This window comes from Methylobacterium oxalidis (genome assembly GCF_007992195.1).
Taxonomy (GTDB): domain Bacteria; phylum Pseudomonadota; class Alphaproteobacteria; order Rhizobiales; family Beijerinckiaceae; genus Methylobacterium; species Methylobacterium oxalidis.
Genome location: NZ_BJZU01000066.1, coordinates 24,060 through 47,160, shown reverse-complemented (window position 1 = coordinate 47,160; position 23,101 = coordinate 24,060). Strand labels below are relative to the sequence as shown.

Below are 23,101 nucleotides of genomic sequence, written 5' to 3'. Positions count from 1 at the left end.
CGCAAGCCGCGGTGCGGCGGCCTGTCGGCCTAATGCAAAGCCTCCCCGGCGGCAATACGCCACCGCAACCGGGTGTTGTGGCGATCCGGTCACTCCGCCGCGAGCGGGGCCGCCTCGTGGGTGGGTACCTCTCCGGCGGCCGCGTGGCGCGGCAGGGTCACCGCGAAGGTGGTGCCGGCGCCGAGCGTCGAGGCGAGCTCGATGCGCCCGCCGAGGGCGCGCACCAGCGCCTTGACGTGGGCGAGCCCGATGCCCTCGCCGGGCTGGTCCTGGGGGCCGGCCCGCCGGAACAGCTCGAAGACGCGGCCGTGATCCTGCTCGGCGATGCCGCGGCCGTTGTCCGCGACCTCGAAGCGGGCGTGGCCGCTCGGCGCGATCCGCCCCGTGACCGTGACCCGCCCGGGCCGGCCCGGTTCGAGGTACTTGAGCGCGTTGTCGATCAGGTTGCCGAACACCTGCTCGACGGCGAGGCAGTCCGACACGATCCCCGGCAGGTCGGGCGCCACCTCGACGCGCGCGCCCTGCATCTCGGCCTGGTGCCGGTGCGCGTCCCGGACGGCTCTCATCAGAGCACCCATGTCGAGGGGCTCGGCCGCGAAGTTGCGCCGCCCCTCGCGGGACAGCTTCAGGATCGCCGCGATCAGCGCGTCCATCCGCGCCACGGCGGCCTGGATGAAGCCGAGGGACTCGCCGAGATCCGCGTCGATCTGCGCCGCCCGCGGGTGGCCCGCCAGCGCCTCCCGCACCTCCGCGCGCGTGGCCACGAGCTCGCTCGTGAACCCCATCACGTTGACGAGCGGCGCGCGCAGGTCGTGGCTGACGATGTAGGCGTAGCGCTGGATCTCCTCGTTCGACTCGCGCAGCCCGGCCTCGGCCTCGCGCTGCTCGGTGATGTCGGTGTGGACGCCGACCCACTCGCGGATCGTCCCGTTCCGGTCGAGCACGGGCACGCCGCGGATCGCGAAGTGGCGCCAGCCGCCCGCCTTCACGCGAAGCCGGTGCTCGAACTCGAAGGTGCGCCGCGCGGCGACGGTGGCGTTCCAGGCGTCGATCGAGGGCTGCGCGTCCTCCGGGTGGACGGCCCGCGCCCAGCCGTAGCCCTCGTACTCCGCGCGCGTCTGGCCCGTGATGGCCGCCCAGCCGGGCTGCTCGCCGACCATCCGCCCCTGCGCGTCGTTCGTCCAGAGCACCCCGCGCACGGCCTGGACCGCGGCCCGGAAGCGCTCCTCGCTCATGCGCAGCTCGGCCTGCACCCGCTGCTGGTCGATCGAGGAGGCGATCATGGCCAGGAACAGGATCAGGAAGGTGGCGCCCGCCACGCCGAGGGCGAGGTTCTGCTGGTGCGCGCCGAGGGCCGCCGGGTGGGCGGCGTGCACGCCGGCCTCCGCCGCCGTGATCGTGGCGGCGGCCATGCCGGTGTAGTGCATCCCCGCCACCGCGGCGCCCATCACGCAGGCGGCCGCGAGCGTCTGCCACACGGTCCTTCGGCGGAAGGTGAGCCACAGGGCCGCGGTGGCGGCGGTGACCGCGATGCCGACCGAGACCGCGACGACGGGCAGGCTGTAGGCGAGGTTGCCGTGGATGCGCATCGCCGCCATGCCGGTGTAGTGCATGGCCGCGACGCCGAGGCCCATCAGGGTGCCGCTGGCGAGGATCGTGCCGGCCCCGGCGCCGGGGCGGCCGACGAGAGCGAAGGCCGCTCCGGTCGCCGCGATGGCGATGAGGAGGGACAGGACCGTCGGCGCGAGGTCGTAGGCGGCGGGCAGGCCCATCTCGAAGGCCAGCATGCCGACGAAGTGCATCGACCAGATGCCGCCGCCCATCGCGACCGCCGCGCCGCCGAGCCAGGCCCAGCGCGGGCCCGCGGCCCGGTCCCGGACGCGGGCCCCGAGGTCGAGGGCCGTGTAGGAGGCGAACACCGCGATGGCGATCGACAGGGCGACGAGGGCCGGGTTGTAGCCGGTATGGACCATCGGGAGGCTGGGCTGGGGATCGGGCGGGCTTTGCGAAGGCCCCGAGAGTACCGGGGCCGCGCTCCGCCGTCACGCGTCGCGGACGGGCGTCCAGCCCGCTTCGATGCGGTGCCTCCGGAAAGACCCGGCCGGGCCGCGATCAGCCGCCGCCGACGCCCGTCGTCACCTTGCCGGTGCCGCTGCAATCGGGGCAGGTCTCGGCCCCGATCTTGCCGGAGCCGCCGCAGCGCCGGCACAGGTTCTCGCCGCTGCCGGGGGTGCCCGGAGGGGCCTCGTCTCCGGGTTTCTGGGGGTCGGTCCCGTCCATGGCGCGCCTCCTTCGCAGGGGCAACCGGGCGCCCCGGGGGAGCGTTCCGCGGCAGGATTCCCGGGCAGGATTCCCGGGACAGCCGTCAGGCGGCAGCGGCCGTTTCCGCTGCGCCGGCCTCGTCGGTCTCGCCGGCGCGGAGCGCGTCCGCCTCCGCGCAGAGGGTGCCGGCCAGGAGGCGCGCGCGCTCCGCCCAGCGGTCGCGCTCCTCGCGCATCCGCGCGAGCCGGTTCTCCGCCGTGGCGAGGGCGACCTGCAGGTCGTCCACCTCGCCGCGCAGCGCGCTCGTGCGCTCGCGCTCGCTGGCGAGCGCCGCCTTCAGGATGATGAGCGCCGCCTCCGCCGCGCCCTTCGCGGGCCGGCGCGCCGCCTCCCGCGGCCGCGGGGCGGCCGGCGCCGCGGCATCGGCGGGCCCGGTCGCGCCGAGATCCTGCCAGATCTCGCCGATCTCGGCCCGGACGCGGGTCACGTCGAGGGCGGCCGGCCCGGGGTCCGCGGCGGCCTCCGCGCCCGGCACGGCGGCCGGCGGGGCGGCCAAGCCCTCCTCCTCCAGCACGAGGCCGTGCAGCATGGCGAAGACCACGTCGCCGTCGAGGCGGGACAGGTCGAAGCCGCTCTCCTCCGCGAGGCCGCTCCAGAGCGCCCGGCCCCTGGCCGACTGGCCGACGAAGGCCATCGACCAGGTGGCGAAGCCGCGGCTCTCGACCGGCCCGCATTGCAGGACCGTGACCTCGCCGTGGCGCATGTCGCGCTGGATCCGCTCGAACGTGTCCTCGACGCCGACCCGCGGCCCCTCCAGCACCTGCGCGAAGGCGCCGCCGTTGAACATCAGGGCGCCGGTGACGCCGGCGGCGCCGTTGTTGCGCTGGGACGTCTCCAGGATCTGCGCCACCGCGGCGGCGGCCTCGGCCTCGGAGCCCGGGAGCAGGTTCTTGCTGGCGTAGACGAGGCGGTAGAGGTCGCTCATGGGCGGGCTCCGGGTCGGGAGGGGGTCGGGCGCGCGCGGTGTCGCGCCAGGAGCGCGGCGAGGTCTTCGGCCGGGACGGGGCGGCTGATCAGGTAGCCCTGCACGTCGGTGCAGCCCTCCGCGCGGATGCGGTGCATCTGCTCGGCGGTCTCGACGCCCTCGGCGACGGTGGTCATGCCGAGGCTCTTGCCGAGGCCGGCGATGGCCCGGATGATCGCCTCGCCGTCGGGCTTCGAGACGAGGTCCGACACGAAGGAGCGGTCGATCTTGATCTTGTCGAAGGGGAACGAGCGGAGGTAGCTGAGCGACGAGTAGCCGGTGCCGAAATCGTCCATCGAGACGCGCACGCCGAGGTCGCGCAGGCGGTGCAGCGTCTGCAGGGTCCTGCCGCTCTCCTGCAGCAGCACGCCCTCGGTGATCTCGACCTCGAGGCGCGCAGCCGGCAGGCCGGACGTCGCCAGAGCCGACACGATCATCTCCACGAGCCGGTCGCTCTTGAACTGCGCGGGCGAGACGTTGACCGCCACCGTGAGCGGGGCCGGCCAGCCCGCCGCGTCCCGGCAGGCCTGCCGCATCACCCACTCGCCGATCGGCACGATCAGCCCGATCTCCTCCGCGAGCGGGATGAACTCGGCGGGCGAGACCATGCCCCGCTCCGGGTGGCGCCAGCGGATCAGCGCCTCGCAGCCGGTGAGCTGGTCGGTCTCCAGGTTGAGCTGCGGCTGGTAGTGGAGCTGGAACTCGCGGCGGGCGAGCGCCTGGCGCATGTCGAGCTCCAGCTGGCGGCGCGCCTGCATGCGCGCGTCCATCTCGGGCTCGAAGAAGCGGAACAGGCCCCGCCCGTCGAGCTTCGCCCGGTAGAGGGCGAGGTCGGCGTTCTTGAGGAGGCGGTCGGCGTCCTTCCCGTCGGCGGGCGCCAGGGCGACGCCGACGCTGGCGCCGATGGTGAGGAGGTGGCCGTCGACCATGTAGGTCCGGCCGATCAGGTCGACGATGCGGCGCGCCAGCGCCTGCGTCTCCGCCGGGTTTTCCACCTTCGTCTGCAGGATCACGAACTCGTCGCCGCCGATCCGGGCGACGGTGTCGGAGGCCCGCACGGCCGAGCGCAGGCGCTCGGCCACCTTCACGAGGAGCGCGTCGCCGACCGGGTGGCCGAGCGTGTCGTTGACCGGCTTGAAGCGGTCGAGGTCGAGGAGGAGCAGGGCGCAGCCCTCGCCCGCCCGCCGCAGCCGCGCCAGCGCCTCGTCGAGGTGCTCGCGCAGGAGGAGGCGGTTCGGCAGCTCGGTCAGGGGGTCGAGCCGGGCGAGCTCCTCGGCCCGGGCCTCCGCCGCGCGCCGGGCGCTCACGTCCGAGACGGTCACGGACCAGCCGCCGCCCTCGGCCGGGTGCATCGCGACCGTCAGGCGCCGCGCCGCCTGCGACAGCTCGAAGGCCGCCGCCTCGCGCCGGGCGAGGGCGGAGCGCAGGCGCCCGGCCTGCTCGCGCCGCCGCTCGGTCGCGGCCCTGGCGAAGGCGCGCAGGAGCGTCCGCAGCGGCGCGGCCTCCACCGCCGCCCCGGTATGGCCGATGAGGGAGGCCACGGGGCCGCTGGCGAGGACGACGCGCCCCCGCCCGTCGATCAGGAGGAGGCCGTCCGGGATCGCATCGAGATAGGGGCGCAGCGCCGGCGGCTGATCGAGCGCGGCCGCGTCGCTCGCCCGCTGTGTGACGGTGCTGGCCCGGAGGGGAAGGGACATCCTGGCAATGTTCCGGAAGGACGGTGTGCGGGCGATGGCGTGACGGCGCGGGGTCTCGGAACCAGGAAAGCAGACACAGTCTAATTTTGTCCTAAAACAGCCGCTTCGACTCACGGGGTCGAAATTGATCTATGTTGATCAGGCATGCGCCGCGGGTATAGAAGCTTCGTTGCGACGCAAGAAGCGAAGCAACATTCCGCGTGTTGCTGAGACAACGATTGCGCACAACTCTGTGTTTGCCTCGGCGGCGATCCGACTTCGCTGTCCTCGGGCCCTCCCGACGCTGCAGGCCGCCGCGCACGCTGGCCGGCTCCGCGGCGTCGGCGGCCGGGCTCAGCGTCCGCAAGCGCACGGGCCGGCCCCGCTTCCTCCCACGGGGCGGCGGAGGTTCTAGGATCGGCCGGCCGGAGAGGAGGGCGCGATGGACGAGGAGACGATCAGGAAGCTGTCCGACGCCGTCCACGAGGCGGCGAGCGCCCTGAACCGGGCGATGGCCTACGCGGTCCAGGGCGGTCTGCGGATCGACATCGAGTCCGAGACCTCGCAGATGGCGGTCAACCACCACCCGATCCCGATCCTGCGGGTGCACATCTACCAGGAGCGGTGAGGCGCGGGCCTCCTCAGCGGCGGTAGCCGCGCCGGTAGACCGTGGTCCGCGGCCCGTAGACGCCGCGGCGCACCACGACGCCCCGGCTCCCGTGATAGCCCCGGCGCACGCCGACGGCCGCGTTCGGCCCGACGCAGCCGGCGCGGTAGACCCCGCGGGCGCAGACGACGGCGCTCGCCTCGGTGGGCAGGATTGCGATCAGGCCGGCCAGCAGGCCGAGGGCCACCAGGATCCGCTTCATCGCTCGTCTCCGTCTGGTCGTGGGCCGGGGCGTCGCTCAGGGCGACGCCAGCATGCGCAGGCAGGTGCCGGCCTTCTCGGCGGCCGGGCGCGCCTCGGCCTCGTTGAGCTTGCCGGCCTCGACGAGGGAGCGGGTCTGCGCCACCACCGTGTCCCGCAGCGTGTCGAGGCTCTTCATGTTGCGCAGCGAGGCGTCGTAGATGATCCGCGAGTCGGAGGGCAGGCCCGCCGCGCAGTGGTTCGCGGCGGCGTTGCCGCCCCCGCCGCCCGCCTGCGCCACCTGCGGGCTCGCGCCTGAACTCGAGCCTGAACTCGAGCCTGAACTCGAGCCTGAACTCGAGCCTGAACCCTGGGCCGGAGGCGGGGCGCCCTGCGCGGAGGATCCGGCGGGGGGCGCCGTCGAGCCCGTACCCGCGGCCGCCCCGGCGACGGCCGCGCCGGCGAGCGCGGTGCCGGCGAGGGCCGCCGCCGCCGGCGCGCAGCGCCAGCACCGCGCGAGGAGGGCTTCCCGCGCCAGGATCGGGGCGCGGATACCCCCGGCGGCCACGCCGCCGCGCCAGCCGCGCGCGACCCAGAAGGCGTCGGCGGGCGTCGCGAGGCCCGCGAGCGCGGCGCCGGCCGCGAGCGTGACGACGAGCCGTCTCATCGGTGCCTCCCTCAATAGGCGGATGCCGGGAAGGGGACGGCCTGCGCCCCCTCGGTGTGGGCGGTGGAGAAGACGCGGTCCTCGAGCGGCGGGTCGACCACCCAGTCCGAGAAGGTCACCGCGTCGCGCGGGCGGCCCGGCGCGCCCGTCTCCGTCACCCAGAGCTGGCGCGGCAGGCGGTCCTGCACGCCGATCCAGATCTGCGCCTGCGCGTCCCGGTCCGCGAAGGCCACCACGTCGGTCTCGACGCCGCCGACGAGGCGCGAGCGGCCGACCACGAAGGCGCGGGTGAGGCCCTCCGTGAGGGCCTGCGCGGGGTTGGCCAGCAGCACGTCGGCGAAGGCCTGCGTCTCGCCGGCCGCCGCGACCTCCGCCCGCAGCGCCGCGTCGAGGCTCGCAGGCGCGGGCATCGTGGCCACGGTGCGCGCCTCGGGGCGGAACAGGGTCAGGCTGCGCCCGTCCAGGATGAGCTCGCGGGAGGGCCCGTCGCCGTCCGTGACGACGCGCAGGCGGTCGGGCCGCCTCAGCTCGACCCGGCTGCGGCCGACGTAGAAGACCGACTGCCCCTCCGCGCTCGGCACGTCGTGCACGGCGAGCGCCGTGAAGCTGAGGCTCCGGGCCGCCGCCAGCGCCGCGCCCGTCGCCTTCAGCAGCGCCAGGGCGGCGGGCTCGACGGAGGGCGCCGCCTGGGCCGGCGGGCTCGCCGGCTGTGCGGCGGTCTCGGCCGCGGGCGCGGAGAGCGGGAGGACGAGGGCTGCGAGGAGCCCGAGCGGGATCAGCGGCCGCATGACGTGTTCCCTCCCGCGCCCGGCCTGCCGGCGCCCCGGCGAACGCCGCGCGACGCCGGGCTCCGGAAGCGAGCGGGCCCGGCGAAGACCGAACGGAACCTGCACAAGACGTCGGTGCCCGGCCCGGGGCCGAAGCGTCGGCCGCAAGCAACGGTGCGCTTCCTCCAAGTGGGAGGAAAGCTTCGAGAAGCTGGCCGCACCTTATGCCTGCGGCCAATGTCAGTCTATGATATCAAAGCGTACCGAGATTGCGTGAGTTAAAGCCTGATGACATCTTGACATCGCTCAAGTGCAGGTCGTTCCCCAGCGGGCAGCGACCGGCGGGAGGATCGGATGTGGGGTGTCCGCGTGCTCGCGGGGATCTTCGCGCTCGTCGGCGTCGCGGCGGGGGCGCTGTATCTCGGGATGCCGCGGGCGGACCTGCGCATCGCGGCAGGCCCGCCCGGCACCGGCATCCACCGCCTCGTCAAGGCGATCGCGGCGGCGAACGCCAAGGTGCATCCGCGGGTGCGCCTCGTCGTCGTGGAGAGCGACAGCCTCGCGGGATCGGGCCGGGACCTCGAGGAGGGCCGGGTCAACCTCGCGGTCATCCGCAGCGACCTGCCGCCCCCGCGCAACGCCCAGACGATCGCGATCCTGCGGCGGGACGTGGTCGCCTTCGTGCTCCCGCCCCACAGCGGCGTCGACTCGGTCGGCGGCCTGTCCGGGCACGCGGTGGCGCTGCCGGCCGGGTCCGCTCCGGCGGAGGACGAGCGCCTGCTCGACCATCTGCTCGGCTACTTCGACGTGCCGGCCGCGAGCGTGCGCCGCACGGTCCTGCCGCTCGACGCGATCGGCCGCGCGGTCAGGGACCGGCAGGCCGCCGCGATCCTGGCGGTCGGGCCGATCGGGCCGGGCGTCGTGGTCGACGCGGTCGCGAGCCTGGCCCGGGCCGAGAAGGGCACGCCGAAGCTCATGGCCATCGACGAGGCGGAGGCGATCGGCAAGCGCCTGCCGGGCCTCGAGTCCCTCGACGTGCCGGCCGGCGCCTTCCGGGGCCGGCCAGAGGTGCCGGGGGACACGGTGACGAGCGTCGCCGTGACGTACCGGCTCGTCGCCTCCCGCACGATGCTCGACATCCTGGCGGCGGCCATCGCCCGGACGGTCTTCACCATGAAGCCGATGCTCCTGGAGGCGACGCCGCTCGCCAACCAGATCGAGGCGCCCGACACCGACGACAAGGATCCGGTGCTGCCGATCCACCCGGGCGTCGCCGCCTATCTCAGCAACGGCGACCAGAGCTTCTTCGACACCTCCGAGAGCTACGTCTACGTGGTCGGCATCCTGGTGAGCCTCACCGGATCGAGCCTCGCCATCCTCGCGGAGCGCCGGCGCCGCCGGCAGACGGGGCGGGACCGCAAGCTGCTCCTGCGCCTCGTCGAGATCGCCGAGGCGGCCGAGGAGGCCGACCGGGCGGCGCTCGCCGCTCTCGACCGGGAGTTGCACGGGCTGGTGGCGACCGCGCTGACGCGGCAGGCCGAGGGCTCGTCCGGCTCGGACCGGTGGGCGACCGTCGCGGCGGCGACGGCGCACGCGCGCCACGTCATCGCCGGGCGGCGCGCGGCCCTCGGCGAGCCGGACGGCGCCCCGGCAGACCCGCGGCTCGCCGAGTCGGCGCGCGGGCCTGCCACGGAACGTGAAGGAATGTGAAGGACAATTCTCAAGTCTTGCCCTAATCCAAGAGGCGGTGTTGATTGGATCAGGTGGAGGTGCGATCGTCGCGACATTGACGGCGACTGTGTTCGTACTGGAGCGCACCGGATTTCTCGCTCGTTTCTCGTACAGGACCGCACGCACATGATGCTCACGATCCCGGTCGCCCTGTTGGCGACGACACTCGCGCACGCGGCCGCCGAGGGCGTGCCGGTCTTCGACATCCGGCCCGGCTGCCACGCGGCCACTTCCCTGATGAGCCTCGACCCGAAGCGGGAGAAGCGCTGCCTCGACGACGAGGCCACCGCGCGCACCGAAGTCACGAAGCAGTGGACGAGCTTTTCCGCCGTCGAGCGCCAGCGCTGCGCGGCCGAGGCGCAGCTCAACGGGATCCCGAGCTACGTGGATCTCCTCGAATGCCTGACCCTCTCCCGCGAGGCCAAGGCCGGCGCGAACTGACCGGGCCGCCGGCGCCGCCCCGCGCGCCGGCCGGACGGTCCACCGGGCGGATCCCCATGTCGAACGCCACGCCCCGCACGCGGCCCCGTCCGCCAGCCCCGGCCCGGCCGCGCCGCCGCCCGGCCTCGCTCGCTGCCGGGGCGGGGATGCTCGCGCTCGCCTGCGGCTGCAACGAGAAGAACCAGTACGTGGCGCCGCCCGCACCGACCGTGTCGGTCTCGCAGCCGCTGGAGCGGCCGGTGACGCGCTACCTCGAGATGACGGGCAACACGCAGGCCTTCGCCACGGTCGATCTCGAGGCCCGCGTCCAGGGCTTCCTCGAATCGATCACCTACAAGGACGGGGCGCGGGTCGCGAAGGGCACGCCGCTGTTCGGCATCCAGCGCAACACCTACGAGGCGCAGCTCAAGCAGGCCCAGGGCAGCCTCGCCTCGCAGGAGGCGGCCCGCACGAACGCCCAGTCCGAGTACCAGCGCCAGTCGACGCTGGGGAAGCAGGAATTCGCCTCGCAGGCCCATGTCGAGGACACCAAGACCAAGCTCGACCAGGCGACCGCCTCGGTCACCGAGGCCCAGGCGAACCTCGACCTCGCCGAGATCAACCTCGGCTACACGCAGGTGCTGGCGCCCTTCGACGGCATCGTCACGAACCACCTTGTCGACGTGGGCGGGCTCGTCGGGGTCGGCGGCCCGACGAAGCTCGCCACGATCGTGCGGGTGGATCCGCTCTACGTCTACTTCAACGTGAGCGAGCAGCAGGTCCTCCTCGTGAAGGACGGCCTCGCCAAGCAGGGGCGCACCCTCGGCGACGTCTCGAAGATCCCGGTCGAGATCGGCCTCCAGAACGAGACCGGCTACCCGCACGCGGGCCATCTCGACTACGTGGCGCCGCAGATCGACCCCTCAACGGGGACGCTGCTCGCCCGCGGCCTGTTCGAGAACGGCCGGCACGCCCTGATGCCCGGCCTGTTCGTTCGGGTGCGCGTGCCCCTGGAGCGGCAGGACAAGGGTCTGCTCGTGCGCGACGACGCGATCGGCACGAACCAGCAGGGCAGCTACGTCCTCGTGGTCGGCGCGGACGACGTGGTGGCGCAGCGCCTCGTCACGCCCGGCCCGCGCGAGGGCCGGTACCGCGTGATCGAGGCCGGGCTCAAACCCGGTGAGTGGGTGATCACCGACGGGCTGCAGCGGGCGGTGCCGGGCTCGAAGGTGGCGCCGCAGAAGGTGACGCAGGAGGCGGCGGCCGAGGCTGCCGCGCCGGATCCGACCCGGCGCTGACGCGCGCCCGACCGGCGCCTCCAACCGACGAAGGCCACCATGATCTCGCGCTTCTTCATCGAGCGGCCGGTCCTCGCCAACGTGCTGGCCCTCGTCATGGTGCTGATCGGGGCGGTCTCCCTCTGGAACCTGCCGGTGGCGCAGTACCCGAACGTGGTGCCGCCGACCGTGCAGGTGACGACGCGCTACCCCGGCGCGAGCGCCCGCACGGTGGTGGACACCGTCGCCCTGCCGATCGAGCAGCAGGTCAACGGCGTGCAGGGCATGCTCTACATGCAGTCGACGAGCGCGAGCGACGGCACCTACACGCTCACCGTCACCTTCGCGATCGGCACCAACGCCGACCAGGCCCAGGTGCTGGTGCAGAACCGCGTCGCCATCGCGATGTCCCAGCTGCCGCAGGCCGTGCAGGTGCAGGGGGTGACGACGCAGAAGAAGTCGACCGCGATCCTCCAGTTCGTCACGCTGTCCTCGCCGGACGGGCGCTACGACAGCCTGTTCCTCGCCAATTACGGCGTCATCAACCTCCAGAGCGAACTGGCGCGGCTGCCCGGCGTCGGCAGCGTGACGGTGTTCGGCGCCGGCCAGTACGCCATGCGGATCTGGCTCGACCCCGACCTCGTGCAGGCCCGCGGGCTGACGCCGGACACCGTGATCAGCCTCGTGCAGCAGCAGAGCCAGGAGGTGACGGCGGGCGCGGTCGGGATGCCGCCCGCCCCGCGGGGCCAGGACTTCCAGTACACGATCAACGTGAACGGGCGGCTCGACAACGCCCCCGACTTCGAGAACATCGTCCTCAAGGCCGACGCGCAGGACGGCGGGCGCATCACGCGGCTGCGCGACGTCGGCCGGGTCGAGCTCGGCGCCCAGACCTACAGCCAGTCCTTCACGCTGAACGGCCAGCCCGCGGCCGGCATCGGGATCTACCAGCTGCCCGAGGCGAACGCGATCTCGGTGGCGGGCGAGGTCCGGGCCCGCATGGACACGCTGGGCAGGAGCTTCCCGCCCGGCCTCGTCTACGCGGTGCCCTTCGACACGACGGCCTTCGTCGAGGCCTCGATCCGCGAGGTCTACGTCACGCTGTTCGAGGCCGGGATCCTCGTGCTCATCGTCATCATGGTGTTCGTGCAGGACTGGCGGGCGATGCTCGTTCCCGCGACGACCGTGCCGGTCACCATCATCGGCGCCTTCGCGGCGATGGCCGCGCTCGGCTTCACGGTCAACCTCTCGACCCTGTTCGCGATCGTGCTCGCCATCGGCATCGTGGTGGACGACGCCATCGTGATCGTCGAGGGCGTCGCACGCCACATCGAGCGCGGCCTGCCGCCGAAGCTCGCCGCCGAGAAGGCCATGGACGAGCTGTTCGGCCCGATCATCGGCATCACCCTCGTGCTGATGTCGGTCTTCATCCCGGCCGCCTTCCTGCCCGGCCTGACCGGCCAGCTCTACAAGCAGTTCGCCCTGGTGATCGCCGCCACCGCGCTGATCAGCGCCGTCAACGCGATGACGCTGAAGCCGACCCAGTGCGCGCTCTGGCTGCGCCCGCCCGTGCCGCCCGAGCGGCGCAACGTGCTGTTCCGGGCCTTCAACCGGGTCTACGACGCCGCCGAGGCGGCCTATGCCCGCCTGATCGCCCGCATGGTCCGGCACAGCCTCGCCATGGTGCTGGCGGCGCTCGCGCTCGGGGGCGTGGCCGCCTGGGGCCTGACGCGCCTGCCCACCGCCTTCCTGCCGATCGAGGACCAGGGCTACGTCCTCGTCGGCGCGCAGTTGCCGGACGGCGCCGCCAAGGAGCGCACCGACGCGGTGATGCAGCGGGTCAGCGCCCTGGCGAAGGAGGTCCCGGGCGTCGATCAGGTGCTCACGATCAGTGGCATCTCGGTGCTCGATTCCAACGCCTCGCTGCCCAATGCCGGCGTCGCCTACGTGATCCTGAAGGACTGGGACGCGCGCGAGAAGGCGACGGGGCAGGACCTGCGCAGCCTCATCGGGCACCTGAACCGGGGCCTGGAGGAGATCGAGGGAGCGGCGACCTTCGTGCTGGTGCCGCCGCCGATCCAGGGCATCGGCAACGCCAGCGGCTTCACCATGCAGGTGGAGCTGCGCAACGGCAGCTTCGACTACGCGCTCCTCGAGAGCCTCGCCCGCACCATCGTGGCGAACGGGAGCTCGCAATCCGCGCTCCAGCGCCTGAACACCTCGTTCCGGGCCGGCGCGCCGCAACTCTCGGTCCTCGTGGACCGGGTCAAGGCGGAGGCGCTCGGCGTCACGGTGGGGCAGGTCTTCTCGACCCTGTCGAGCTACGTCGGCTCGTCCTACGTGACGCAGTTCAACAAGTTCGGCCGCACCTTCCAGGTCTACGTGCAGGCGGCCCCGGACTACCGGCTGCGGCCCGAGGACATCGCGAACCTCTACGTGAAGGCGGGCAACGGCACGATGGTGCCGCTCGGGACCATCGTCACGGTGAAGACGGTGCAGGGGCCGCCCCTCGTCAGCCTCTACAACCTCTACCCGACCGCCACCATCGTCGGAGGCGCCGCCACGGGCTACAGCTCGGGCGAGGCGCTCGGCCTGATGGAGCAGATCGCCGGCAGCGTGCTCCCGCCCGGCGCAGGCTTCGACTGGACCGCCATGTCCTACCAGGAGAAGGCGGTCGGCACGCAGATCTACGTGGTGTTCGCGCTCGCCCTCGTGCTCGTCTACTTCGTGCTGGCCGGCCAGTACGAGAGCTGGATCCTGCCGCTCGCGGTGCTGCTCGGCGTTCCGCTCGCGCTCCTCGGCACGGTCGGCGCGCTCATGGGGCTCGGGGCCGCCAACAACCTCTACACGCAGATCGGCCTCGTCCTGCTGATCGCGCTCGCCAGCAAGAACGCGATCCTCATCGTCGAGTACGCCCGCGAGAAGCGCCAGGAGGGCATGGAGATCGCCGCCGCCGCGGTGGAGGCCGCGCGGCTGCGCTTCCGCCCGATCCTCATGACCTCCTTCGCCTTCATCCTCGGCGTGCTGCCGCTCGTCACGGCGAGCGGGGCCGGCGCCTCCGCCCGCAAGTCGATCGGCATCGCGGTGTTCAGCGGCATGCTCGCCTCGACGTGCCTCGCGGTGCTGTTCGTGCCCTCGCTCTACGTGGTCCTGCAGCGGATCGAGGAGTGGCGCGCGGGCCGGAAGGGGGCGCCTCAGGCGGGCCCGCCCCCGGTCGCCGACCGCGCCTGAGGCGGTCTCCTCAGGCGGCGGGCCGGGCGACCCGGCGCGCCTCGCCGGGGCGCAGGCCGAAGCGGCGCAGGAAGGCCCGGCTGAACGCGCTCTCGGATTCGTAGCCGACCTCCGCGGCGATCCGGCCGAGCGGGGCATCGCTCGTGGCGAGCCGGTGCTGGGCCAGCGCGAGCCGCAGGTCGGTCAGGAAGGTGAGCGGCGCGAGACCGGCGGCGCGGCGAAAGGCCCGGACCAGGGTCGCCCGCGAGACATGCGCCTCCTCCGCCATGGCGTCGAGCGTCCAGGCACGCGCCGGGTCCAGGGCGAGGGACCTGAGCAGGCGCGCCGTCGCCGCCTCCGAGAGGAGCCGCAGCAGGCTGCTGCCCGCCCGGTCGGTCTCGAGATGCGCGCGCAGGGCCATCATCAGGAGCGCGCTCGCGAGGTCGGCGGCGATGGCCGCCGCGCCCACCCGCGCCTGCCCGAGCTCGTCCCGGATCGCCAGGATCAGGGCCCGGATGCGCAGGGCGGTCTCGCCCTCGGTCCGCATCACGATCATCCGGGGCAGCAGGGCCGGGACGAGGCCGCCGATCCCGGCACCGAAATGCAGCCGGCCGCAGATCACCTCCGTCTCGGGCTCGGCCGCGACGTTGCTCTTGAAGCGGACGCTGCCGTGGGCACGCACCCGCACGGGCGGCCCGTGCCCGGCGCCGGAGCCGTCGCCGATCGCGTGGGCCTCGCCCTGCGGCAGCAGGACGACGTCGCCGGCGCCGAGATCGAGCGGCGGCAGGCTCGCGACGCGGATCCGGCAGGCGCCCTGCGTGACGATGTGGAAGGGCGCGAACCCCGCCGGCTCGGCCGGGTGTTCGGAGCGCCAGGGGCCGCTGAACCAGCACAGGTCCTGCAGCTCGGGCCGCACCCGAAGCATCGGCGCGAGACCCGTCAGAGCGTCGGCCGTCGCGTCGGTGGGGATCGCCTGCACGCCATGCTCCGGGCGGGCCGGCCCCGCTGCAACTGACAATAGCAGCGATTGATCCGCCCCGACATCCGATTGCGCCGATCGGCCATCGAGGGCGGGCTCGCCGCGGCATAGCTCTCGTCCATCGACGATTCGAGCGAGAGTCCGCCGCCATGAGCACGATCTCCGTTCCCGAGGCCGAGGCCGCCGCGCGCCCGGCCGGGAGCGTCCGCAGACAGCATTTCGAGTACCTGCCGGTGAGCCTGTTCGGCTCCGTCATGGGCCTCACCGGGCTCAGCGTAGCGTGGCGGCTCGCCGGCCAGCGCTACGGCGTGCCCGCCCTCGTCGCCGACGCGGTCGGCTGGGTGGCGCTCGCCGCCTTCGCGGCCCTGGCGCTCGCCTACGGCGCGAAGGTCGTCACCGCCCGGGCTGCGGTGGTGGCCGAGTTCAACCATCCGATCGCCGGAAACCTGTTCGGCACCATCCTGATCAGCCTCCTGCTGATCCCGATCCTGCTCGCGCGCTCCGCCCCCGTGCTCGCCCGCGGCATCTGGATCCTGGCCGCCGCCGCCATGGTCGTGTTCGCCCTCGTGATCGTCAGCCGCTGGATGGGCAGCCGCCAGCAGGTCGCCCACGCCACGCCGGCCTGGGTCGTCCCCGTGGTCGGGCTCTTCGACCTGCCCCTCGCGTTGCCCGTCCTCGACCTGCCGGCGGCCCACGCGGTCGGCCAGTTCGGCCTGAGCGTCGGCCTGTTCTTCGCGCTGCCCCTGTTCACGCTGATCTTCTCGCGGCTCCTGTTCGAGGAACCCCTGCCGGCGGCGCTGCGGCCGACCCTGATGATCCTGATCGCGCCCTTCGCGGTCGGCTTCTCCAGCTACGTCGCGGTCACGGGGCGCATCGACGCCTTCGCGGAGGCGCTGTTCATGCTGACCCTGTTCGTGCTCGCCGTGCTCGTCGGGCGCCAGCGCGACCTGCCCTTCTGCTGTCCGTTCCGGGTCTCGTGGTGGGCCGTGAGCTTCCCGCTCGCCGCGACCGCCGCCGCGGCCCTGCGCTACGCGGACCATGCGGGCTCGCCCGTCGCCGACGCGATCGCCCTGGCGCTGCTGGCCTTCGCCACGCTCGTCATCGCGGGGCTCGCCGGCCGCACCCTCCTCGGCATCGCCCGGGGCGAGCTGCGGGCGCTGAGCGGCTGAGGGCCGGGCGGCGCGTGCGCCCGGACACTTGCGCGGCCGGCCCGGGGCGGGCACACCGCTCACATTAGATGTATATGCATCTAATGTGAGCGGACGCTAGCGGACCGGAGCGCGCGACCGGGTTCCCTTGCGGAGCGGCGAGGTACAACCTTCGCGTGCACCGACACGGATAGGTTCGGAGGAATGTCGAGCCGATGCTGACCATAGGCGTGCTGGCCATTCCCGAGCTCAAGCTGATGTCGCTCGCCGCGCTCTCGGTGTTCCAGGCCGCGAACGGCGTCGCGGGCAGCCGGGCCTACGAGGTCCGGCTGGTCTCGGAGCGGGGCGGCAGCGTCCCGACCAACGTGGGGTTCGGCGTGGAGACCGAGCCCGTCGACGCCGCCCCGGGCGCCTTCGACACCTTCATCATCGGCGCGTTCACGGGGATGGAGGCGGGCTCTCCCGCGCTCCTCGACTACGCGGCCCGGTCGGCGGCGGGGGCGCGCCGGGTCGCCAGCTTCTGCACCGGCGTCTTCGTGCTGGCCGAGATCGGCCTCCTCGGGGGCCGCCGGGCCACGACCCACTGGCTGAACACCGCCGCTCTCCAGGCGCGCTACCCCGACCTGCGGGTCGAGACCGACCGGATCTTCGTCAACGACGGCACGGTCTGGACCTCGGCCGGGATGACCGCCTCGATCGACATGGCGCTCGCCCTCGTGGAGGACGACCTCGGCCGGCCGACGGCCCGGGAGGTCGCGCGCCGCATGCTCCTCGACCGGCGCCGGTTCGGCGCGCAGCCGCAGGCGTCGAGCCTGATCGACCTCGAGCCGCGGTCCGACCGCATCCAGCGGGCGCTCGACTTCGCGCGCCTGAACCTGCGCGAGGCGCTCACCGTCTCCCAGCTCGCGGAGATCGCCCGGCTCTCGCCGCGCCAGTTCAGCCGCGCCTTCCACGCGGAGCTCGGCCAGCCCCCGGCCAAGGTGATCGAGCGCCTGCGCGCCGACGCGGCGCGGGTGATGCTCGCCCAGGGGCGGCACTCCCTCGAGGTGATCGCGGCGGAGACCGGCTTCGCCGACCGGGAGCGCATGCGCCGCGCCTTCCTGCGGATCTACGGGCGCAACCCGGGGGCGTTCCGGCGCGAGACGCGCCTGCCGGCACCGGCCTGAGCGGGGCCGGCGATGTCCTGAAACGATGGGATTATGACATTTCGGTGCGCCGGGGATCGCCATAAGCATAGCCATGCCTCGCACCTCGACCGGGAGGACCACGCGATGATCAAGCTGACGATCAACGGCCGCGAACATTCCGTGGATGCCGAGCCGGATACGCCGCTCCTCTTCGTCCTGCGCGACGATCTCCACCTCACCGGCACGAAGTACGGCTGCGGCATCGGCCAGTGCGGTGCCTGCACGGTGCTGATCGACGGGCAGGCGACCCGCTCCTGCCAGATGCCGCTCGACGGCGTCGGCGCGCAGGCCGTCACCACCATCGAGGCGATCGAGCAGGATCCGGTCGGCCGCCGGGTTGTGGAGGCCTGGGTCGGCATCGAGGTGCCCCAGTGCGGCTACTGCCAGTCCGGCCAGGTCATGGCCGCCACGAGCCTTCTGAAGCAGAACCCGAAGCCGACCGACGCGGACATCGCGGAGGCGATGACCAACCTCTGCCGCTGCGGCACCTACAACGTCATCGGCGCCGCCGTGCGCCGCGCCGCGGCCTGAGAGGGGAGGGCGCCATGAACGATCTCACCCCGCCGCTCCTCGCCGCCGCTTCCGGCGCGTCTACCGCGCGCGAGCCCGTGCGCAACCTGTCCCGCCGCGGCTTCCTCGGCGCCGGTTCGGGCGCGCTCCTCCTCGGCGTCGGCCTGCGCGCCGGGCCCGCCCGCGCCGGCGGCTCGCCGGCGGAGGGCGCGGGCGCCATCGCGCCGAAACCGGGCACCCGCGTCGCCGCTTTCCTGGAGATCCGGCCTGACGGCACGGTCCGGCTCCTGAGCCCCTTCGTGGAGGGCGGCCAGGGCATCAACACGGGGCTCGCCCAGACCATCGGCGAGGAGCTCGACCTCGACCCCGCCCGCTTCTCCGTGGAATGCGCCCCGCCGGGGCCCGACTACGCCGTCGTCAACGGCCTGCGCCTGACGGGCGGCAGCTTCTCGACCCGCTCCAGCTTCGACGCGATGCGCCGCCTCGGCGCCACCGCCCGCGAGATGCTGCTGCGGGCCGCCGCCGCCCGCCTCGCCGTGCGCCAGGACGAGCTGACGACCGAGAACGGCCGCGTCCTGCACGGAGCGTCCGGCCGCGCGCTCGGCTACGGCGACCTCGCCGAGGCCGCACTCGCGCTCGTCCCGCGCGACGACGTGCCCCTGAGGGATCCGAAGACCTTCCGCTACATCGGCAAGCCGGTGCCGCGCCTCGATGCCCGCGACAAGTCCACGGGCCGGGCCGAGTACGCGATCGACATCCGCCTCGACGGCATGCTGCACGCCGCCGTGGTCCACGCGCCCCATCTCGGCACCGAGCCGCGCTCGGTCGCCAACGAGGCGGAGGTGCGCGCGATGCCCGGCGTCCACTCGGTCCACCGCCTGCCCGGCGCGGTGGCGGTCGTGGCGGAATCCTGGTGGCGGGCCCGCAAGGCCGTCGAGGCCCTCGCGGTCACCTGGACCGAGCCGGCGCCGGAGGGCGTCGCCACCGTCTCGGGCGCGTTCTCCTCGGCCGCGATGCTCGCCGCCCTGAAATCCTCCACCGAGCCCGGCATCGCGGCCGAGCAGGAGGGGAACGTCGAGGCGGCCTTCGCCGGGGCCGCGACGGTGATCGAGGCGGAGTACGACGCGCCCTACCTCGCGCACGCGCAGCTGGAGCCGCCGGCCTCGGTGGCGCGGTTCGCGCCGGACGGGAGCCTCGACCTCTGGCTGCCGAACCAGATGCCGGAGGTGTTCCAGCAGGTCGCCGCCAAGGTCGCCGGGCTCCAGCCCGACGGGGTGCGCATCCACTCGCCGATGCTCGGCGGCTTCTTCGGGCGCCACTTCTTCTACGGGCCGGGCAACCCCTTCCCGCAGGCGATCCTGCTGGCGAAGGCCACGGGCCGGCCCGTCCGCGTGCTCTGGTCGCGCGAGGAGGAGTTCGGCATGGACGCGGTGCGCCCGCTCGGCTTCGTGCGCTTCCGGGCGGCGATCGGCCGGGACGGACTGCCGGTCGCCCTGACGACGCGCGCGGTCGGCGAGGGGCCGATCGGCCGCTGGTTCGGCTCGATCTTCAAGAGCCCGGTCGATTCCTCGGTGGTCGAGGGCCTCGACAAGAAGCCCTACGCGATCCCGAACCGCAGGCTCGACTACGTGAAGGTGCCACACCCGGTCACGATCGCCTTCTGGCGCTCGGTCGGGCACTCGATGAACGACTACTTCTACGAGAGCTTCCTCGACGAGATCGCCGAGGCCGGCGGCCAGGATCCGTTCGCGCTGCGCATGGCGCTCCTCAGGGACAGCCCGCGCCACCGCACCCTGCTGCAGGCGGCGGCCGACCTCGCGGGGGGCTGGAAGCGCGGCCCCTTCGCGGGGCCGGAGGGCGGCCGGCGGGCGCGGGGCGTCTCGATGGCCTCTCCCTTCGGCTCGGAGACGGCCACCATCGCCGAGGTCTCGCTGGAGGACGGCGAGGCGCGGGTGCACGACCTCTGGATCGCGATCGACCCGGGCAGCGTCGTCAACCCGAGCATCGTCAAGCGTCAGGTCGAGGGCGCGGCCGCGCTCGGTCTCTCGGCGACGCTCCTGGAGCAGGTGGTCTACGAGGGCGGCCAGCGCCAGGCGCGCAACTTCGACGCCTACCCGATCCTCGACCGGACGCGGATGCCGCGGATCCACGTGGCGATCGTCGAGAGCGGCGCCCCGATGGGCGGCATCGGCGAGCCGGGCCTGCCCGGCGTGCCCCCCGCCGTGGTCAACGCGGTGGCCGCGCTCACGGGGCAGCGGCTGCGCAGCCTGCCGCTCAGCAAGGCCCGCCTCACGGCGGCCTGAGGGGCCTTCCGGGCGGCCCGGGTTCCAGGCCGCCGCGGATGCATTATCCTGACTCCGCGGCGGCAGCGCGTCCGGGCCTCGCCCGGACCGGCGGCGAGGAGCGGTGCGCGATGGCGAGCCCCCATCCCGGAGACGGGATCAGCATCCGGACCATGTCCCCGGCCGAGCTCGGGCTTGCCCTCGACTGGGCCGCGGCCGAGGGCTGGAACCCGGGCCTCGACGACGGCGCCTGCTTCCGCGCGGCCGATCCGGGCGGCTTCCTGATGCTGCACGACGGGGACGCGCCCGCCGGCTCGATCTCCCTGGTCCGCTACGGCGAGGCATTCGGCTTCCTCGGCCTCTTCATCGTGCGGCCGGACCGCCGCGGGCAGGGCCTCGGGCGCCGGCTCTGGGAGGCCGGTCTCGGACGGCTTCCCGGCGGCACGGTCGGGCTCGACGGGGTGGTGGAGCAGCAGGGGGCCTACGCGCGCGCCGGGTTCGTCCTCGCCCACCGCAACGTCCGCTTCTCCGGCACGCCGCGCCCGTCCGGCCCGCCCGATCCGCGCGTCGTCCCCGTCGACGCGGCGCTCCTGCCGGCGGTACTGGCGTTCGACCGGCGCTTCTTCCCCGCGCCGCGCGAGGCGTTCCTGCGCTGCTGGCTCGGCGGCGGGCGCGGGGTCCGCGCCCTCGTCGCGGACGGCGCGGTCGCGGGCTACGGCGTCGTGCGCGCCTGCCGGCACGGTCACAAGGTCGGGCCCCTGTTCGCCCCGGACGCCGACGCGGCGTCCGCGCTCCTCGCCGGGCTCGTCGCCGGCCTGCCCGGACCGGTCGCCCTCGACGTGCCGGAGCCCAACGGCGCCGCGGTGCGGCTTGCCGAGACGCTCGGCCTGTCGCCGGTCTTCGAGACCGCCCGGATGTATCGCGGGGCGGCGCCTGGGCTGCCGCTCGCGGAGACCTTCGGGATCACGACCTTCGAGCTCGGCTGAGGCCCGCTCAGGAGGCGCCGAAATTCTCCAGCACCTGGTCGAGCGCCTCGGGCGTCACCCGCACCGAGCCCGCGAAGGGATGGTCGATCGCCACGATCACGAGCAGCCCGGAGAAGATCAGGATCGACAGCATCCCGGTCATGATGGTCTGCACGCGCAGGTTCTCGGCCGCGAAGAAGAAGGTGAAGCTGATCGTCAGGACGGCGCCGCTCGCCAGCACCAGCCAGAGCACGTCCGGCACGCTGCCGGAAGCCATGATCAGGCGGTCGCGGCGAGCCTCGGTGACGTGGTCGAGCTGGTTCAGGATCTCGGCGAGGACGACCTCGGAGCGAGGGTCTCCGGGGCGCGTCGCCAGGGCGGCGGCGTAGATGGCGTCGAGCGCCTGCCGCGCGCCCGGCGCGGTCTCGCCGCGCTCCATCGCGGGCCAGTCCTCCTCGACGCTCGCGCGGATGTAGCGGGTCAGGCCGGCGCGGAAGCCTTCCCGCGAGGCCGCGTCCAGGCCGTCGCTGAGCCGGTAGAGCACGGCAAGGGCGCCCGCCTCCTGCGCCACCTTGCGCTCCGCCTCGCTGAACTTCTCCCAGACCACGATGACCGCGAAGGCGAGGAGCACCGCGTAGAGGACGCCGACCGTCGCGAACTTGAACCCGGCGACCTCGTTGTTGGTGCGCAGCTTCGCGAAGCTGATCCGGCGCCGGATCAGGATCGGCCCGAACATCGCCAGCAGGGTCGGCACGCCGACGATCAGCAGGCCCGACAGCCACAGCGACGCGTGCGTCAGGAACATCGCGGCACCTCCGGCGCCCGCACCGTCTGCGCGCCGGCGGGATCGAGCTTGGCGGGAGATGTAGCACCGGGCCGGGCCCCGATCTGCCGTCCGTCGCGAATCGGACGGTCGGCGGGAGCCGGCCTTCAGTCCGTCGTCGCCATCGCCATCCGCTCCGCGATCCAGCGGCGCGCCGCGTCGAGCCCGTCGAACCGTACGGACAGCACGCCGACGTCGCAGGCCCCGAAGCCGACCTCCACGCACCACTGGCCGGCGCGCCCGTCGGCGCCGTGCAACTCCTCGCTCAGGCGAACGAGCACGGCGACAAGCTTGCCGTCCGCGAAGGCGATGCGCCCGTCGGTGTCCGCGCAGAGGCTCGCGATCTGCACCGGTTGCAGCGTGATGTTGTCCATTCTTCTTCTCGAGCGGGCGGCTGGATCCTGCCCCCTGTAACGGCACTAACCTGGATCAAGTTTCACGCGAGCAGCGGGGCGGCCGCCGGCGGTGCGGTCGCCACCCTGGGTTCGGGGCGCCCTCCGGGGTCAGGGGCCGAAGCCCTCGAAGCAGAGGTAGGCCGGGTCGAACTCGGCGTAAGCCCGGAGGCCGTCCACGTCCGGGATCGTCACATGCTGGCTGCTCCAGGCGACGAGCCCGCTCGAGCGCAGGCTCTGCAGGACGCGGTTGATGTGGACGTGCGAGATCCCCAGCGCGTCCGCCACGTCGACCTGGGTCACCGGGAACTCGAAGCCGTGCTCGTCCGCCTGCTGGATCACCTGGAGGCAGACCAGCAACTCGCACAGGAGATGGGCGAGGCGCCGGTCCGCCGGGCGCGTGTCGTTGACGATCCACTCCCGGGCGCGGCTGAGCTCGCGCAGGGTCACCCACCAGATCGCGCGGCTGATGCCGGGATGGAGCCCGATCAGCTCGACGAGCTTGGAGCGCGAGAGGTCGACGACCGAGCAGGGCGTCAGCGCCCCCACGCGCAGGTCCCGCCCGAACGCGCCCGCATCGTGCATGTAGCAGAGGTCGCCGGGCAGGACGAAGGAGACGATGCGGCGGTTGCCGGAAGGAAGCGTCTTGTAGCGGCAGGCGAAGCCGCTCATCACGAGGTAGACCCGGTCCGTCACGTCTCCGGTCGCGATGTCGTGCCGTGCCGGTAAGGTCCTGCGGTTGAAGGTCAAGCTCTGGAGTGCGTAACGCTCGTCTTCGGATAGCTGAACTGCGCGCTCTAGCTTGCGCAGGAACGGGTCTTCGATCACTCAATTGCCCCCTAAGCAATTTTACACAACGCAACTTTTTCTTTTTACTTTAGCCGAATGAGCGTCGTTTTTGAAACAGCCCCCCATTGCGGCGCGCGCATATGTC

General features: G+C 73.2%; 21 protein-coding genes. 10 read left to right on the top strand and 11 right to left on the bottom strand.

Annotated features, from left to right (window positions below):
• Positions 1 to 89: 89 nt before the first annotated feature.
• The 4 genes from MOX02_RS16655 to MOX02_RS16645 all read right to left on the bottom strand — a co-directional run bounded on the left by MOX02_RS16655 (position 90) and on the right by MOX02_RS16645 (position 4,983).
• Positions 90 to 1,973, bottom strand: coding sequence for an MHYT domain-containing protein (locus MOX02_RS16655; RefSeq protein ID WP_147026918.1), 1,884 nt, complete (start codon positions 1,971 to 1,973; stop codon positions 90 to 92).
• 139 nt (positions 1,974 to 2,112) lie between these two features.
• The gene (locus tag MOX02_RS31300) at positions 2,113 to 2,280 is read right to left on the bottom strand and encodes a hypothetical protein (protein ID WP_170267898.1); all 168 of its coding nucleotides are present in this window, start codon (positions 2,278 to 2,280) and stop codon (positions 2,113 to 2,115) included.
• An 85-nt stretch (positions 2,281 to 2,365) separates the two neighbouring features.
• Entirely contained in the window at positions 2,366 to 3,247 is an 882-nt protein-coding gene (locus MOX02_RS16650) for a BLUF domain-containing protein (protein WP_147026917.1), read from the bottom strand.
• Positions 3,244 to 4,983, bottom strand: a complete 1,740-nt coding sequence (locus MOX02_RS16645; protein WP_147026916.1) for a putative bifunctional diguanylate cyclase/phosphodiesterase — start codon at positions 4,981 to 4,983, stop codon at positions 3,244 to 3,246. Before MOX02_RS16645 ends, MOX02_RS16650 begins: the two co-directional genes overlap by 4 nt.
• Positions 4,984 to 5,404: 421 nt before the next feature.
• Here MOX02_RS16645 and MOX02_RS16640 point away from each other — a divergent pair, with 421 nt between their 5' ends.
• Positions 5,405 to 5,590, top strand: a complete 186-nt coding sequence (locus MOX02_RS16640; RefSeq protein WP_147026915.1) for a hypothetical protein — start codon at positions 5,405 to 5,407, stop codon at positions 5,588 to 5,590.
• 13 nt (positions 5,591 to 5,603) lie between these two features.
• Here MOX02_RS16640 and MOX02_RS16635 read toward each other — a convergent pair whose 3' ends face one another.
• From MOX02_RS16635 to MOX02_RS16625, 3 genes are read right to left on the bottom strand one after another with little or no spacing between them, the layout of a single operon-like run.
• Positions 5,604 to 5,831 carry a hypothetical protein gene (locus MOX02_RS16635; protein ID WP_147026914.1) on the bottom strand — a complete coding sequence of 76 codons (228 nt, stop codon included), beginning with the start codon at positions 5,829 to 5,831 and terminating at the stop codon, positions 5,604 to 5,606.
• A 36-nt stretch (positions 5,832 to 5,867) separates the two neighbouring features.
• On the bottom strand, positions 5,868 to 6,476 hold the full coding sequence (locus tag MOX02_RS16630; protein ID WP_147026913.1) for a hypothetical protein: 609 nt from the start codon (positions 6,474 to 6,476) through the stop codon (positions 5,868 to 5,870).
• 11 nt (positions 6,477 to 6,487) lie between these two features.
• A complete protein-coding gene (locus MOX02_RS16625) occupies positions 6,488 to 7,264 on the bottom strand; it encodes a DUF2092 domain-containing protein (protein ID WP_147026912.1) in 777 nt (258 codons plus the stop codon).
• A gap of 333 nt (positions 7,265 to 7,597) precedes the next feature.
• Between MOX02_RS16625 and MOX02_RS16620 the strand changes: the two genes are divergently transcribed.
• The 4 genes from MOX02_RS16620 (at position 7,598) to MOX02_RS16605 (ending at position 13,902) form a co-directional block, all read left to right on the top strand.
• Positions 7,598 to 8,953, top strand: coding sequence for a TAXI family TRAP transporter solute-binding subunit (locus tag MOX02_RS16620; RefSeq protein WP_147026911.1), 1,356 nt, complete (start codon positions 7,598 to 7,600; stop codon positions 8,951 to 8,953).
• A gap of 147 nt (positions 8,954 to 9,100) precedes the next feature.
• The gene (locus MOX02_RS16615; protein ID WP_238179007.1) at positions 9,101 to 9,415 is read left to right on the top strand and encodes a hypothetical protein; all 315 of its coding nucleotides are present in this window, start codon (positions 9,101 to 9,103) and stop codon (positions 9,413 to 9,415) included.
• Between the two features lie 146 nt (positions 9,416 to 9,561).
• Positions 9,562 to 10,692 (top strand): efflux RND transporter periplasmic adaptor subunit, encoded by a 1,131-nt coding sequence (locus MOX02_RS16610; protein ID WP_147026937.1) that lies wholly within the window; start codon positions 9,562 to 9,564, stop codon positions 10,690 to 10,692.
• A gap of 39 nt (positions 10,693 to 10,731) precedes the next feature.
• On the top strand, positions 10,732 to 13,902 hold the full coding sequence (locus MOX02_RS16605; protein WP_147026910.1) for an efflux RND transporter permease subunit: 3,171 nt from the start codon (positions 10,732 to 10,734) through the stop codon (positions 13,900 to 13,902).
• Between the two features lie 10 nt (positions 13,903 to 13,912).
• Here the strand turns inward: MOX02_RS16605 and MOX02_RS16600 are convergent, their stop codons facing one another.
• Complete coding sequence (locus MOX02_RS16600) at positions 13,913 to 14,860, bottom strand: AraC family transcriptional regulator (RefSeq protein ID WP_238179005.1); 948 nt, start codon at positions 14,858 to 14,860, stop codon at positions 13,913 to 13,915.
• 158 nt (positions 14,861 to 15,018) lie between these two features.
• On the opposite strand from MOX02_RS16600, the gene MOX02_RS16595 reads away from it, so the two are divergent.
• From MOX02_RS16595 to MOX02_RS16575, 5 genes are all read left to right on the top strand, one after another.
• A complete protein-coding gene (locus MOX02_RS16595; RefSeq protein ID WP_373866757.1) occupies positions 15,019 to 16,029 on the top strand; it encodes an SLAC1 anion channel family protein in 1,011 nt (336 codons plus the stop codon).
• 194 nt (positions 16,030 to 16,223) lie between these two features.
• Positions 16,224 to 17,174 carry a GlxA family transcriptional regulator gene (locus tag MOX02_RS16590; RefSeq protein WP_147026908.1) on the top strand — a complete coding sequence of 317 codons (951 nt, stop codon included), beginning with the start codon at positions 16,224 to 16,226 and terminating at the stop codon, positions 17,172 to 17,174.
• Between the two features lie 105 nt (positions 17,175 to 17,279).
• Positions 17,280 to 17,726, top strand: a complete 447-nt coding sequence (locus MOX02_RS16585; RefSeq protein WP_147026907.1) for a (2Fe-2S)-binding protein — start codon at positions 17,280 to 17,282, stop codon at positions 17,724 to 17,726.
• 14 nt (positions 17,727 to 17,740) lie between these two features.
• Positions 17,741 to 20,008 (top strand): xanthine dehydrogenase family protein molybdopterin-binding subunit, encoded by a 2,268-nt coding sequence (locus MOX02_RS16580; protein WP_147026906.1) that lies wholly within the window; start codon positions 17,741 to 17,743, stop codon positions 20,006 to 20,008.
• Between the two features lie 110 nt (positions 20,009 to 20,118).
• Positions 20,119 to 20,973, top strand: coding sequence for a GNAT family N-acetyltransferase (locus tag MOX02_RS16575; RefSeq protein ID WP_210250390.1), 855 nt, complete (start codon positions 20,119 to 20,121; stop codon positions 20,971 to 20,973).
• Between the two features lie 7 nt (positions 20,974 to 20,980).
• On the opposite strand, the gene MOX02_RS16570 is transcribed toward MOX02_RS16575, so the two are convergent.
• The 3 genes from MOX02_RS16570 to MOX02_RS16560 all read right to left on the bottom strand — a co-directional run bounded on the left by MOX02_RS16570 (position 20,981) and on the right by MOX02_RS16560 (position 22,863).
• On the bottom strand, positions 20,981 to 21,757 hold the full coding sequence (locus MOX02_RS16570; protein WP_147026905.1) for a bestrophin-like domain: 777 nt from the start codon (positions 21,755 to 21,757) through the stop codon (positions 20,981 to 20,983).
• Positions 21,758 to 21,882: 125 nt separating this feature from the next.
• Positions 21,883 to 22,149 (bottom strand): hypothetical protein, encoded by a 267-nt coding sequence (locus tag MOX02_RS16565; RefSeq protein WP_147026904.1) that lies wholly within the window; start codon positions 22,147 to 22,149, stop codon positions 21,883 to 21,885.
• Between the two features lie 129 nt (positions 22,150 to 22,278).
• Positions 22,279 to 22,863, bottom strand: coding sequence for a Crp/Fnr family transcriptional regulator (locus MOX02_RS16560; RefSeq protein ID WP_147026903.1), 585 nt, complete (start codon positions 22,861 to 22,863; stop codon positions 22,279 to 22,281).
• Between the last annotated feature and the right edge of the window lie 238 nt (positions 22,864 to 23,101).

Bases quoted from the DNA above. Each gene is read 5' to 3' on its own strand.
- MOX02_RS16655 (WP_147026918.1), bottom strand. From the start codon at position 1,973: ATGGTCCATACCGGCTACAACCCGGCCCTCGTCGCCCTGTCGATCGCC.
- MOX02_RS31300 (WP_170267898.1), bottom strand. From the start codon at position 2,280: ATGGACGGGACCGACCCCCAGAAACCCGGAGACGAGGCCCCTCCGGGC.
- MOX02_RS16650 (WP_147026917.1), bottom strand. From the start codon at position 3,247: ATGAGCGACCTCTACCGCCTCGTCTACGCCAGCAAGAACCTGCTCCCG.
- MOX02_RS16645 (WP_147026916.1), bottom strand. From the start codon at position 4,983: ATGTCCCTTCCCCTCCGGGCCAGCACCGTCACACAGCGGGCGAGCGAC.
- MOX02_RS16640 (WP_147026915.1), top strand. From the start codon at position 5,405: ATGGACGAGGAGACGATCAGGAAGCTGTCCGACGCCGTCCACGAGGCG.
- MOX02_RS16635 (WP_147026914.1), bottom strand. From the start codon at position 5,831: ATGAAGCGGATCCTGGTGGCCCTCGGCCTGCTGGCCGGCCTGATCGCA.
- MOX02_RS16630 (WP_147026913.1), bottom strand. From the start codon at position 6,476: ATGAGACGGCTCGTCGTCACGCTCGCGGCCGGCGCCGCGCTCGCGGGC.
- MOX02_RS16625 (WP_147026912.1), bottom strand. From the start codon at position 7,264: ATGCGGCCGCTGATCCCGCTCGGGCTCCTCGCAGCCCTCGTCCTCCCG.
- MOX02_RS16620 (WP_147026911.1), top strand. From the start codon at position 7,598: ATGTGGGGTGTCCGCGTGCTCGCGGGGATCTTCGCGCTCGTCGGCGTC.
- MOX02_RS16615 (WP_238179007.1), top strand. From the start codon at position 9,101: ATGATGCTCACGATCCCGGTCGCCCTGTTGGCGACGACACTCGCGCAC.
- MOX02_RS16610 (WP_147026937.1), top strand. From the start codon at position 9,562: ATGCTCGCGCTCGCCTGCGGCTGCAACGAGAAGAACCAGTACGTGGCG.
- MOX02_RS16605 (WP_147026910.1), top strand. From the start codon at position 10,732: ATGATCTCGCGCTTCTTCATCGAGCGGCCGGTCCTCGCCAACGTGCTG.
- MOX02_RS16590 (WP_147026908.1), top strand. From the start codon at position 16,224: ATGCTGACCATAGGCGTGCTGGCCATTCCCGAGCTCAAGCTGATGTCG.
- MOX02_RS16585 (WP_147026907.1), top strand. From the start codon at position 17,280: ATGATCAAGCTGACGATCAACGGCCGCGAACATTCCGTGGATGCCGAG.
- MOX02_RS16580 (WP_147026906.1), top strand. From the start codon at position 17,741: ATGAACGATCTCACCCCGCCGCTCCTCGCCGCCGCTTCCGGCGCGTCT.
- MOX02_RS16575 (WP_210250390.1), top strand. From the start codon at position 20,119: ATGGCGAGCCCCCATCCCGGAGACGGGATCAGCATCCGGACCATGTCC.
- MOX02_RS16570 (WP_147026905.1), bottom strand. From the start codon at position 21,757: ATGTTCCTGACGCACGCGTCGCTGTGGCTGTCGGGCCTGCTGATCGTC.
- MOX02_RS16565 (WP_147026904.1), bottom strand. From the start codon at position 22,149: ATGGACAACATCACGCTGCAACCGGTGCAGATCGCGAGCCTCTGCGCG.